Genomic DNA, 12,389 nt, shown 5'->3' on the forward strand with positions numbered 1-12,389 from the left:
TCCGTAACAGTTAATTCCCACAAATGTCCAGAAATGGAACCACTACGGAAGCACCGACTTAAAATTTTATCATTATTCTTAGGCGATCCGGGGTGGTGGAGAGGTATTATCTAGGTGTAGATAATTAAATTTTGAAGTATAGTAATCGTTGAAAGTTGCGATGGGCTCTACCGCATTGGTTTCCCAAGAAAAGAGATTGAACTGAAATTGCGAATTACAAAAACTGCTTAAGGCAATCACTTGAGAAGTAATTTGATTTACTTCAGAAAATTGAGTTTCCTTTTTATCTTGCTTCGGAAAGTTCTCTTTCTTACAATGCGGATTCACGAAAGTAATATCACTTCCGCTGAAAAGCAAATTTAATCCTCCCGCTTCTAAGGCCATAAATTTTGCCGAGAAGATGAAGATGAATACTGCCGCTATGTAAGTTTGTGTTTTCACGATGCTCCAAACATATAACAATTAAATCGTGAGCTTTGTAACCTTTGTTACTTAATCGCTTTAAAGGCAATTTTTAACAAAAATTAAAGAGAAAAAACACTTCCTTACTTAAGCACTTGAATCGCCCAGACGATTAAAAGAAAGCCTATCCCTGTAACAGCGGGCGCAGGAATTTGGGCAGCAACTCCCAATACAATCATCACCAAAGCTTTGATTGTAAGTAATATAGAAATCAAGTTTAATTTTTTAGTACGTGTCATTTTTCTATTTTTCTCTAAACTAATAAAAAATAATTACACTTATTGTAACGTTTGTTACCGATATTACTTTATAAAAACATCATCTTTGCTCAAAATTTTATGATTATGAATTGGATATATGATCCTTGGCCTTGGTATGTTGCGGGACCGCTTATTGCGTTAACCATGTTTATCTTATTGCTTGCAGGAAAGCAGTTTGGGATGTCTTCTAACCTTCGCACGGCTTGTTCGGCAATGGGAGCAGGAAAGGCAGCCGACTTTTTTAAGTTTGATTGGAAAGCAGAACGCTGGAATTTAATACTGGTTGTAGGAGCTGTAATTGGTGGTTTTATCGCCTCAAATTATATGGGCGATAAAACCGTAAAAATTAATCCCGAAGTGGCTCAACAACTCGCCACAGATTACCAAATTGAAAGTGCTGGCGAAAGCTATTTACCCACAGAAATTTTTTCTACAGAAGCTTTATCAAATCCTCTTAATATCATTATCCTCTTATTAGGTGGATTAATGGTTGGTTTTGGAGCCCGTTATGCTGGTGGTTGTACCTCTGGGCACGCCATTTCTGGATTGAGCAACCTACAACTCCCCTCTCTAATTGCCGTGATTGGTTTTTTTATAGGCGGCTTAGTTATGATTCATTTAATTTTCCCATTAATCTTTTAGTCTATGAAATATTTAACTTATTTAGTCATTGGTACTTTCTTCGGAATTTTAATGTTTAAATCTGAAGCTGCTTCGTGGTTTAGAATCTATGAAATGTTTCAGTTTGGAAGCTTTCATATGTATGGAATTATAGGCTCGGCCTTAGTTTTAGGAGTTATTGGCGTCCAAATTATCAAACGTAAAAACATTAAAACCTTAGATGGAAGCGAAATGAGCCTGAAGCCCAAAAATAAAGGAATTGCACGTTATCTTATTGGCGGAATCATTTTTGGTTTAGGTTGGGCGCTAGCAGGAGCTTGCCCAGGACCTATGTACGTTCTTGCAGGCGCAGGTTATACCTCTATTTTAATTGTCATTTTTGGAGCTCTCGCCGGTACTTTCTTATACGGAGTCCTAAAAAAACACCTCCCGCATTAATAAATTCTGATTAAATTTTAGTTACAAAAAAGCTTTTTAGACCGGTGGTTTAAAAAGCTTTTTTGAGTATACATACAACGAATTCTTTTAGCTTAATAAATTTAAACTCTAGGTTAAACAAAAAGTGTTATTCTTCTGTAAGCTTTGACATTTAAAGTGTACTTTTATTTTTTCGAACAACTTCTTAAATAAACTATGAAAAGAGCAATTCTAGGTCTATTATTTATCTGCATTTGCAATACGTGTTTTGGTCAAACCTATTCGTTTGATAGACTCATAAAAAGTGAAGTTTCTACAACCTCTTCCAAGTATAATGAAAATACCTATTTGTTTAATTCTGAAGATTATTCCTATTCCTTGCGTCTAAATGAAGGCAAAGATTCTACAGAAGCTTGGATTATAGACACTAAGAGAAGGCAAGTACATTATTTTAATATTAAATCTAAAGACTCTTTAGAGTTAGAATTTGTACAAACGAATCCGTATAAACTTAACCTTCCCAAATATACTTATGAGTTTTCTTATGTAAAATCGAAAAGCCAAGAGAAAGAAATCTTACTCGCTATAATCAACAAAAAGAAAGAAGAAATTGCCAAATACAGGTTGAAAATAGAAAAAACAGACCATAATTATTTTCCTATATTTCAAGCAACAGCAGCCGTAGAACCCTTTAATCTCATGAACATAAAAGCTCCTTTTAATTTTTTAGTTTTAAAATCTTACGGAAAAAATGCTGGTGGCAAGGCTCTGAATTATGAAATGAGTTGTACTGAAGGCACTAACTTTACGGTAACTATACCCCAAAAAAGTTAAACTACATAAAGAGGTTACTAGCTTAAACGCCACTTCAAGCTTTCTTCCACTTTTTTTAGGTTTTAATTATAAATGGAAAAACCAAGAAAAATATACCTCAAGCATTTCAAACAAAATGACTTCAGAAAAAAATTATATAGAGATCAACCGGGAATCTTGGAATAATAGAACCGAGACCCATTTAAAATCAGATTTCTATGGAGTTCCCACTTTTTTAAAAGGAGAAACTTCTTTAAATAAGATTGAGTTAGACATCCTGGGGGATGTAAAAGGCAAATCTATTTTGCATTTACAATGCCACTTCGGACAAGATTCTATTTCGTTGAGTAGACTCGGAGCAGAAGTTACTGGCGTAGATTTGTCTAACAAAGCAATTGAAAACGCTAGAAAGATTGCAAAAGAAACCAAATCTCACACCATATTTATGTGCTGCGATATTTACGATTTACCAAATCATTTAGAGCAAGAATTTGATATCGTTTTTACAAGTTACGGCACTATTGGTTGGCTCCCCGATATCGATAAATGGGCAAAAATCATTTCTAAATTTCTAAAACCAAAAGGGAAATTTGTATTTGCAGAATTTCATCCGGTTGTTTGGATGTTTGATGACAATTTTAAAAAAATTGAATATAATTACTTTAATTCTGGCGCCATCGTTGAAACTGAAAGTGGCACGTATGCCGACAAAAGTGCAGACATTCAACAGGAATTTGTAGTTTGGAATCACGGCTTAGCCGAAGTCATAACTAGTTTAATCAAAAACGGACTTGAGATTAATGCTTTTGAAGAGTTTGATTATTCTCCCTATAATTGTTTTAACAAAACCATCGAAATAGCTCCTCAAAAATATAGAATAGAACATTTGGAAAATAAAATTCCTATGGTTTATTCTATTGTAGCTACAAAAAAGTAAGAGTTGAACTTAAAAACCTGATGTTACTTTATTAGTTACAATTAAGTCTGATTTTTTTATCAGAAAGCAAACAATAATTTTCTAGGCTCAAGCTTTGTGAAAACTTTAAAATTCTTAGCAATAGGTTCTTGATATATTTTTTGTTTCTTGCACAAACATGGAAGAATCGAATAAAAATAATACCCAAAAAGAAGGCTTTGTTACGGTACGCGGAGCAAGACAACATAATCTCAAAGACGTAAGTTTAGAAATTCCTCGCGATGCTTTAGTCGTATTTACGGGAGTTTCAGGATCTGGGAAATCATCCCTTGCTTTTGGAACTTTGTATGCCGAAGCTCAACGAAGATATTTAGAATCGGTGTCGCCTTATGCACGACGACTTTTTCATCAGATGCCAATCCCAGAAGTGGATGAAGTAGAAGGACTTCCGCCAGCAGTCGCTCTACAACAACAACGAGGCTCGGGCACTACGCGATCTTCAGTCGGTTCTGTAACCACCTTATCCAACTTACTGCGGATGTTATATTCGCGCGCGGGAGATTATCCAGCAGATCAATCCATTTTATATGCGGAATCATTTTCCACCAACACTCCAGAGGGAGCCTGCCCCAAATGCCACGGTCTTGGTAGAGTTTATGAAGTGACTGAGGAAAGCATGGTTTTAGACGATTCTTTGACGATTCGGGAAAAAGCCATCGCGGCTTGGCCAAAAGCTTGGGGAGGTCAAAATCTTCAGAATATTTTAATCACGTTGGGTTACGATGTTGATGTTCCCTGGAAAAATCTTCCTCAAAAAGAACGGGATTGGATTTTGTTCACCGATGAAAAACCACGCGTACCCGTTTATCCTGGTCTTGACCGAGAAGAAGTTCAGGTGGCTATTAAAGAAAATAGAGAACCAAGTTATATGGGGACTTTTACCGGCGCAAAAAAATATGTGCTGCATACTTTTGCCAATACGAAAAGTAATTTGATGAAAAAACGCGTATCGCAATATATGCTAAGCAGCGACTGCCCTGCCTGTAAAGGAAAACGTTTACGCCGTGAATCTCTTTCGGTGACTTTTGCCGATTATGATATTGCCGACATTTCCCGACTTCCTCTCAAGAAATTACTTTCTATTTTTACTCCTTATGCCGATGGATCTGCGCTAGGACTCAACAAATTAGCTAAAAATCATAAAGAAAAAGTAATCGTTGCGCAGCGAATAGCCGAAGATCTGGTAGCCCGAGTGAAAGTTTTATTAGAATTGGGGCTGGGTTATTTATCCTTAGAGCGCAGCACTCCTACCCTTTCTCCTGGAGAGCATCAACGCTTAAGGCTCGCCACTCAAGTACGTAGTAATTTATTTGGCGTCGTTTATGTCTTAGATGAGCCTTCCGCAGGATTGCATCCCGCAGATACCGAAGCTTTATTAAAAGCTTTAGACCGATTAAAAGCATCTGGAAATTCGCTTTTTATTGTGGAACATGAATTAGATGTGATTCGCCATGCCGATTGGATTGTAGATGTAGGTCCAGATGCTGGCGAAGGTGGCGGAGAAATTTTATACAGCGGTCCCCCAGCTGGCTTAAAAAAGATTGCACGCTCAAAAACCAGAGAACACTTGTTTAATGATTTACCTTTTAAAAAGTCTGCTCCGCGAAGACCTTCCGGTTGGTTGAGATTAAGTGACGTGACTAGAAATAATCTAACAAAGCTCGATGTCTCTCTTCCTTTAGGCGTATTAACCAGTGTTACCGGGGTTTCAGGATCGGGGAAAAGTAGTTTGGTAAGTCAAGTTTTGGTGGAGCTCATGGCCACGCATCTGGGAAAGGAAACTTCTACGGAAGAAGAAACAGAAGATGAATTGCAAAAAAACATCGTAGAAACGTTGGGAGGTAACATTACCGAAGGCGCCGAAACTCTAAAACGTATGGTCGTGGTGAATCAAAAACCTATTGGTAGAACTCCGCGTTCTAATCTTGCGACTTATACTGGTTTATTTGATGTGGTGAGAAAATTATTTGCTTCCACAAAATTAGCAAAAAAACGTCGTTATAATGCTGGCCGTTTTTCCTTTAATGTAGGCAAAGGACGTTGTTCCAATTGTGATGGAGAAGGTTTTGTGATGGTAGAGCTCTTATTTTTACCCAGTGTTTATGCGCCCTGTCCTGTTTGTGAAGGTGCCCGCTATAATGCCAAAACGCTAGAAGTTACCTATCACGAGAAAAATATCGCACAAATACTTGAAATGACAGTAAATGAAGCTGCGGAATTCTTTACGGAAGAAGAGCGTGTTAGTCGGCCACTTAAGGTGTTGCAAGATGTAGGTTTGGGGTACTTGCGTTTGGGGCAGTCGGCGACAGAGCTTTCTGGTGGAGAGGCGCAACGAATTAAGCTAGCTACAGAACTTCAGCGCCTAAGCAAGGGAAACACGCTTTATATTTTAGACGAGCCAACGACGGGACTGCATCCCACAGATGTAGAAAAATTACAACTTCAGCTAGCAAAATTGGTGGATGCTGGCAACACGGTCATTGTGGTAGAACATGATATGCAGGTAATCGCTGGCAGTGATTGGGTGATTGACTTGGGCCCTAGCGCCGGGGAAGAAGGTGGAAAAGTGGTTGCTGAAGGCACGCCGCAAGAAGTTGCAAAAAATAAGCAAAGTAAAACAGCAACTTATTTAGCAAGAACCTTAAACGAACATTCTTGATTTCTGAAAAATTGGTTGATTAAGTTAGATCCTATTGACTATTGAATTTCAGTTTTTATTCATAACACCAAAAAGCTTAATCATCATTAGACCTCACAGCTTTTGAAAAGCTGTGAGGTCTCTCGAGGGCAGGACTCCTGTTTTATCAAACCAGACTAGAAATTCTATACAAATTAATCAAGATTTGCATTCGGGATTTCGATTAAAAATGACGAACTTTTAGGTGATTTAAAATTGCAGTGATGAAAAAATTATTTTTACTGATTGGTTTTCTCTTATGTACCCCTCCCCTTGTCTTTGGGCAGCACACCGATTATAATCTGGTAAAAGAGGTTCAAGTGAAAAATAAAGGCGTAGTGGTTTCCGCTTTTCCGTTAGCCAGTGAAGTGGGCGCCAAAATTTTACGCCAAGGTGGAAATGCCTTTGATGCTTCGATTGCGACACAATATGCGCTCGCTGTGGTTTATCCGCAAGCCGGAAATATTGGCGGCGGCGGTTTTATGGTTGCCACGATGAAAGAAGGAAAAAAATTCACGATTGATTTTAGAGAAACAGCGCCTTTAAAATCTCATAAAGATATGTATTTGGATGAAAACGGAAATGCCAACACTAATCTTAGTCGGTTTGGAAGCTTAGCGGCTGGAGTTCCGGGAGCTGTGGCTGGACTTTTTGAAATGCACCAATACGCGAAACTTCCCATGACGCAATTGATTCAACCGGCTATTGAATTGGCTGAAAAAGGATTTTCCATTACTCAAGATCAAGCAGATTTGTTTAACACCTATAAAGATGATTTTTTACATCTAAATAAGCATTCGATTCCGTTCGTAAAAAATCTAGAATGGCAAGCAGATGATATTCTAGTTCAGCAAGATTTGGCTCATACCCTAAAAAAAATTCAGCAGAAAGGATTAAAAGGTTTTTATAGAGGCAAAACGGCAAATTTAATCGTAAAAGAAATGAAACGCGGTAACGGCATCATTAGTTTAGCCGATTTAAAACAGTACAAAGTGAAAGTAAGAGCGCCACTCATCTTCGATTATAAAGGACACGAAGTGGTGACGATGCCCTTACCGTCTAGCGGAGGAATTCTCTTGGCGCAAATGCTGGAAATGACCAATTTAATAGGCTTGGAAGGCAAGCAATTAAACTCTCCCGAAGCCGTGCAGCCCATGGTAGAAGCAGAGCGACGTGCGTATGCCGACCGCGCCGAATATATGGGCGATCCCGATTTTATAAAAGACCAAACGCAAAAGTTAATTAGTAAATCCTATTTAAAGCAGCGATTTGCCAATTATAATCCAGATAAAGCAACGCCAAGCAGTGCCGTGGGAGATATTATCATTCCTCAAAAAGAAAAGAAAGAAACGACGCACATTAGCGTTTTGGATAAAGAAGGCAATGCTGTATCTGTCACCACGACCCTGAATGGGAATTTTGGCAGTAAAGTGATGGTTTCGGGAGCTGGTTTTTTGCTCAACAATGAAATGGATGATTTTTCTGTCAAGCCCGGCGTGCCTAATATGTACGGTGCTATAGGCGGAAAAGCCAATGCTATCGCCCCAAAGAAAAGAATGCTGAGTTCTATGGCGCCCACGATTCTCTTAAAAGACAACAAGCCTTTTATGGTGGTAGGAACCCCTGGGGGAACCACGATTCCGACCTCGGTTTTTCAGGTGATCGTAGATATCATTGATTTTGGCACCGATGTGAACACAGCAGTGAACGCTCCAAAATTTCATCAACAATGGCTGCCTGAACATATTTTGATAGAAGAAGATTTCCCTAAGTATACGATTGAAGCGCTAGAGAAAAAGGGCTATACCTTTAAAGAGACTGCCAAAATTGGTAGAATGGAAGTGATTTTAGTAGATAAGGATGGTAATTACCACGCGGTAGCTGATGGTCGTGGGGACGATTCGGTTGGGGTGGAGTGATTGGGGTTTTTGAGATGAATTCCTCTAAGTTGAGGAGATGTAACGCCATTGAAATGATTGTTATTTTGTGATAAACTCTGTTAAAAAGTGTATTTTTAAGTTGGCGTAATCAATATTAAATAATTATGAAAAAAATATTCCTGATTGTATTTGTTTTAAATTTCATTTCCTGTTCATCTTCTAAAGTAAGTGATAATGAAATTAAAATGAAGACAAACTTTGAAGATTTAAGTGTTGTTAAAACTTTAAACCTTGTCAATTCTGATTCGATTACTATCCACGAATTAAGATTTTATAAAATTGATTCTGCTTTAGATACGATGAAATCCATGTACCTCGATTATGGAATATGGAATGACCAGAGTATCGGTCTACACCAAGAAAACATTAATCAAAAAATATGGAAAAACATTCGGCTTTTTGAAGACGATGAAGTTTATACTGTAATAGCTGGCGGAACAGAAACAAAAAATAATTATTATGCTTGTTTAACTGTTTACGATGCTAAAGGAAAAGATTGTTTTGACGAAAACCATCCTTTGAAAAATAAAATAATAAAACTGTTTTACGGTAGAATGAAAGAAAATAGAAGCAAGAAGATAAATTATTCTATTTTGAAAGTAAAATGATTTTTTTAAACAAAGAACTGTGAAAAAAATACAGGTGAAAGAGCTTCATTCTTTGTCAAGGTGCTTCTAAATCTATCTTTGTATATTAACCCTGGTTTCACAAAAACAAAAACTCGCAACTACAATAAAGTCCTGACTTTTAGCAACTCCCCGAAACAAAAAACTGCTATTATATTGGTTAGGTAAGGAGCAGCTTAAAACACGCTATAAAGTGTTGTTACGATCACTCCTTTAAAGTTGGGTAAATGAATAGATAGCAATTGTTTTTCTTCTATTACCTTAAAATTAAATGGTGCAGCTAGCACGTTGAGACCACTTTTCTTTTTCAATCTTATTCCTTGTCCAGAAATAATATCTTTATTGGGAGTAAAATCTCCTTCAGGGACATGTTCCGTTAGAATAACATATTTGAAATTAGTTAACTTACTCAGCACACGTTGTACTTCCGCATTTGATAAATGCTGCAACACCTGTCTTAATAGCGCGCAATCTCCTTGAGGTAAATCATCTTTGGCAATATCTAACGTATAAAACTCTAAGTGGTCTTCTTTAAACTTCTCTTTGTTACAGGCTATAAGACTAGGTACAATATCTACCGCCATATACTTTTGGGTATACTTCACCAATTGTTTCCCCACATTAAAATCCCCACAACCTAAATCACATAGCGTTAGTGGATCCTTAAAAGAGTTTAAAAATGAAGTCAATACTTCTATGTATGGACTTACAATTTCGGGATGATGCGAGCCTAAACCAGAATAGAAGTCAGAATTATCAGTCCCCCAAAGCTTCTTCTCATAAACCTGTTCCATAGCATCTTTGGTAGGCCATGGTTTCTTTGTTTTATTTTCTTTTTTCATCAACAGACTATGAATCTATACCAACTATAAAAGTTCTTTTTTCTGATTTTCAAATGTAAAATTAAAAGAAGACTTTTCTTGATTAATTATAAATACAAAAAGGCTTAATAGTAATTTGACGTTATAATTCGTAAATTCAAAAAGATTACCTACGGTGATCCCCAAAGCTCCGCTGTAAAAATAGAAAATCCGCCCACTTACAAATTCAAGTCAGCTCGATTTGACGTGAGAACATTATAATGAGTTTGAATCAATATTTATTCTGCAGCCATCCGTATCATTACTTATAAAACACTGTTTTCATAGTAGGAAGAAACCGATAATTTCATTACTCCAGATGTTTTTTAAAATATCTTCTAGCTTCCTTCATGACCTTTGGTGCTAAAATTAATGTTGCGATCATTGTGGGAATAGCCATTAATGCAAAAAAACTATCGATGAGGTTGATCATCGCGCTCAAAGAAGTCGTTGCACCAAGTAAGATACTTATAATATAAACGTAGTTGTAATAATGTTTATATTCAGCGCCGGCAAGATATGACAGGCATTTTGTGCCGTAGTAAGAAAAAGAAAATAAGGAAGAAATGCTAAAAGCTGCAATACACAACAATAAAATATAATCGCCCACATAAGGTATAGAATTCTTAAATGCAGCTGCTGTTAAACTCACCCCATTCACATCTGAAGTTTGCCAAATTCCGGTAACTAAAATAGAAAGGGCAGTTAATGTACAAACCACCAAGGTGTCTATTGCTGGTCCCAACATAGCCACAAGTCCTTCTCGAATTGGCTCTGAAGTTTGACTGGCTCCATGTGCCAAGGTTGCGGTTCCTATACCTGCTTCATTAGAAAAAGCACCTCTACGAATTCCGAGGATAATCAAACCTCCTAGAACTCCGCCAAGCATTGGGTCTCCTTTATAGTTTTCCGCAGCAAAGGCATCTGTGAAAATCATTGAGAAATATTGAGGAACAACCTCAAAATTGACCCCAAGTATAGTGAGTACTGAAATAAAATACAAAACAATCATGGCTGGTACCAAGCGAGAAACTGTTTTGCTAATGCGCCGGATACCGCCTAGGATAACGACTGAAGTTAAGATGACCAGAACGATTCCTATGGTGAGATTAGTGCCCAGTCCAGTAGTAATATCATTGGGTTCTAGTAGAATAAAATTGATGGCTTGAGTGAGCTGATTGACATTAAAAACTGGAAGTGCACCAACCAACCCAGCGATACTAAAAAGGACAGCTAAAAACTTCCATTTCTTTCCCAAGCCTTCTTCTATAAAGTACATCACACCGCCTTGTAGTTTCCCTTGAGTATCTTTTCCGCGGTACATGACTGCAAGCGTATTGGTGAAAAATTTGGTAGCCATTCCTACAAAGGCACTAACCCAAAGCCAGAAAATAGCACCAGGTCCACCTAAAGTAATGGCAACGGCAACGCCAGCAATATTTCCCATACCAACGGTTGAAGAAAGTGCGGTAGAGAGTGCCTGAAAATGATTGATTTCTCCCGGGTCATCAGGATTATTAAATTTTCCTTTAAGAACATCTAAAGCATGCCCTAAATATCTAAACGGCAGGAAATTTGATAAGATAAGTAAATATAATCCGCCTCCAACTAACAAAATAATCAAAGGAAATCCCCAAATTGCTGATGCGAATTGAGAGATGATTTTATCTAATGCTTCCATAAACTTTATAATACTGAAAAATATGAAATAAAGCAGTATCTATCGTATCATAACACTAGGTTTTTTTTTAAAAGTTTTGCTTTTTTTGAAACCTTTTAAACGCTTCATTTTATGCGGCAGGATTCCTATTGATGCGTTTTTTTCTACAATTTTCCAACAAAATTAATTAGAATTGTAAAGTAATATGTAGAATTAATAACAAATAAAGTTAATGAACCTGATTTAGGTAACCTACACACTTTTCAAGTAGAAGGTTTTTCAAGAATATCTATAGAATTTCCTTAATTCCAAAATTGATTTAGCCTGAATAAATGCTTCCGTAATAACTAATACTAATGCCTATTTTAGAATCATTATCCTACCAAAGTTATACGTTGAAATTGGTATCCCTCATTAAAGTGAACTTAATCATTTTCTAACAAATAGAAAAGTCCCACGTACAAATTCAAGAAAGCTTGATTTGTACGTGAGACTTTTCTATTTATTCGTGACCTCGGAGGGATTCAAACCCCCAACCCTCAGAGCCGAAATCTGATGCGCTATTCAGTTGCGCCACGAGGCCATAATTCCTGCGAAGCCAGGAATCTTTTACTTTAAATCTATCCCAATTTCTTTCTTACAATAGCAGAAATCGTTTTTCCATCTGCTTTTCCTGCTAGTTTCCCAGATGCCATTCCCATCACTTTTCCCATATCTTTCATACCTTCGGCTCCAGTTTCAGCGATAATCACTTCTACCTCAGATTCAATTTCTGCTTCGCTTAATTGTGCAGGTAGAAAAGCAGCAATTACTTCTGCTTGCTTCTCTTCTGGCTCAGCAAGATCGGGTCTGTTTTGCTCTCGATATATGGCAGCGCTATCTTTACGCTGTTTTACTAGCTTTTGTACCAACTTCATTTCTTCATCTTCAGAAAGCTCTTGTGCATTGCTTTCGGTTTTCGCTAATAATATTCCGCTTTTAACTGCTCTTAGAGCTTCTAAAGCCACAGTATCTTTTGCTTTCATGGCAACTTTCATCTGCGTCATTACTTCTTTCTCAAAACTCATAGTTCTTTAT

The 12,389-nt window shown here is 37.3% G+C and carries 12 protein-coding genes and 1 tRNA gene; 7 read left to right on the forward strand and 6 right to left on the reverse strand.

Features of this window, described 5'->3' with window-relative positions:
• Window positions 1-78: 78 nt before the first annotated feature.
• Together RLT85_RS01705 and RLT85_RS01710 are read right to left on the reverse strand one after the other, a co-directional pair.
• A complete protein-coding gene (locus RLT85_RS01705) occupies window positions 79-384 on the reverse strand; it encodes a hypothetical protein (RefSeq protein WP_311400310.1) in 306 nt (101 codons plus the stop codon).
• Window positions 385-545: 161 nt separating this feature from the next.
• On the reverse strand, window positions 546-701 hold the full coding sequence (locus RLT85_RS01710) for a hypothetical protein (RefSeq protein ID WP_311400311.1): 156 nt from the start codon (window positions 699-701) through the stop codon (window positions 546-548).
• A 105-nt stretch (window positions 702-806) separates the two neighbouring features.
• On the opposite strand from RLT85_RS01710, the gene RLT85_RS01715 reads away from it, so the two are divergent.
• The 7 genes from RLT85_RS01715 to RLT85_RS01745 all read left to right on the forward strand — a co-directional run bounded on the left by RLT85_RS01715 (window position 807) and on the right by RLT85_RS01745 (window position 8,774).
• Window positions 807-1,364 carry a YeeE/YedE family protein gene (locus RLT85_RS01715; protein WP_311400312.1) on the forward strand — a complete coding sequence of 186 codons (558 nt, stop codon included), beginning with the start codon at window positions 807-809 and terminating at the stop codon, window positions 1,362-1,364.
• 3 nt (window positions 1,365-1,367) lie between these two features.
• Window positions 1,368-1,781 (forward strand): DUF6691 family protein, encoded by a 414-nt coding sequence (locus tag RLT85_RS01720; protein ID WP_311400313.1) that lies wholly within the window; start codon window positions 1,368-1,370, stop codon window positions 1,779-1,781.
• A gap of 195 nt (window positions 1,782-1,976) precedes the next feature.
• Window positions 1,977-2,594, forward strand: a complete 618-nt coding sequence (locus RLT85_RS01725; RefSeq protein WP_311400314.1) for a hypothetical protein — start codon at window positions 1,977-1,979, stop codon at window positions 2,592-2,594.
• A gap of 115 nt (window positions 2,595-2,709) precedes the next feature.
• The gene (locus tag RLT85_RS01730; protein WP_311400315.1) at window positions 2,710-3,510 is read left to right on the forward strand and encodes a class I SAM-dependent methyltransferase; all 801 of its coding nucleotides are present in this window, start codon (window positions 2,710-2,712) and stop codon (window positions 3,508-3,510) included.
• Between the two features lie 157 nt (window positions 3,511-3,667).
• Window positions 3,668-6,208 carry an excinuclease ABC subunit UvrA gene (gene uvrA, locus RLT85_RS01735; RefSeq protein WP_311400316.1) on the forward strand — a complete coding sequence of 847 codons (2,541 nt, stop codon included), beginning with the start codon at window positions 3,668-3,670 and terminating at the stop codon, window positions 6,206-6,208.
• A 242-nt stretch (window positions 6,209-6,450) separates the two neighbouring features.
• Window positions 6,451-8,145, forward strand: a complete 1,695-nt coding sequence (gene ggt / locus RLT85_RS01740) for a gamma-glutamyltransferase (protein WP_311400317.1) — start codon at window positions 6,451-6,453, stop codon at window positions 8,143-8,145.
• A 125-nt stretch (window positions 8,146-8,270) separates the two neighbouring features.
• Window positions 8,271-8,774, forward strand: a complete 504-nt coding sequence (locus RLT85_RS01745; RefSeq protein WP_311400318.1) for a hypothetical protein — start codon at window positions 8,271-8,273, stop codon at window positions 8,772-8,774.
• Window positions 8,775-8,968: 194 nt separating this feature from the next.
• On the opposite strand, the gene RLT85_RS01750 is transcribed toward RLT85_RS01745, so the two are convergent.
• From RLT85_RS01750 to RLT85_RS01765, 4 genes are all read right to left on the reverse strand, one after another.
• Window positions 8,969-9,634 (reverse strand): class I SAM-dependent methyltransferase, encoded by a 666-nt coding sequence (locus RLT85_RS01750; RefSeq protein WP_375712322.1) that lies wholly within the window; start codon window positions 9,632-9,634, stop codon window positions 8,969-8,971.
• A 328-nt stretch (window positions 9,635-9,962) separates the two neighbouring features.
• Window positions 9,963-11,333 (reverse strand): alanine/glycine:cation symporter family protein, encoded by a 1,371-nt coding sequence (locus RLT85_RS01755; RefSeq protein WP_311400320.1) that lies wholly within the window; start codon window positions 11,331-11,333, stop codon window positions 9,963-9,965.
• 488 nt (window positions 11,334-11,821) lie between these two features.
• Window positions 11,822-11,895 (reverse strand) — tRNA-Arg (locus RLT85_RS01760).
• A gap of 37 nt (window positions 11,896-11,932) precedes the next feature.
• On the reverse strand, window positions 11,933-12,379 hold the full coding sequence (locus RLT85_RS01765) for a GatB/YqeY domain-containing protein (protein ID WP_311400321.1): 447 nt from the start codon (window positions 12,377-12,379) through the stop codon (window positions 11,933-11,935).
• Window positions 12,380-12,389: the final 10 nt, after the last annotated feature.

It is taken from the genome of Mesonia ostreae (assembly GCF_031845265.1).
Lineage (GTDB): Bacteria > Bacteroidota > Bacteroidia > Flavobacteriales > Flavobacteriaceae > Mesonia > Mesonia ostreae.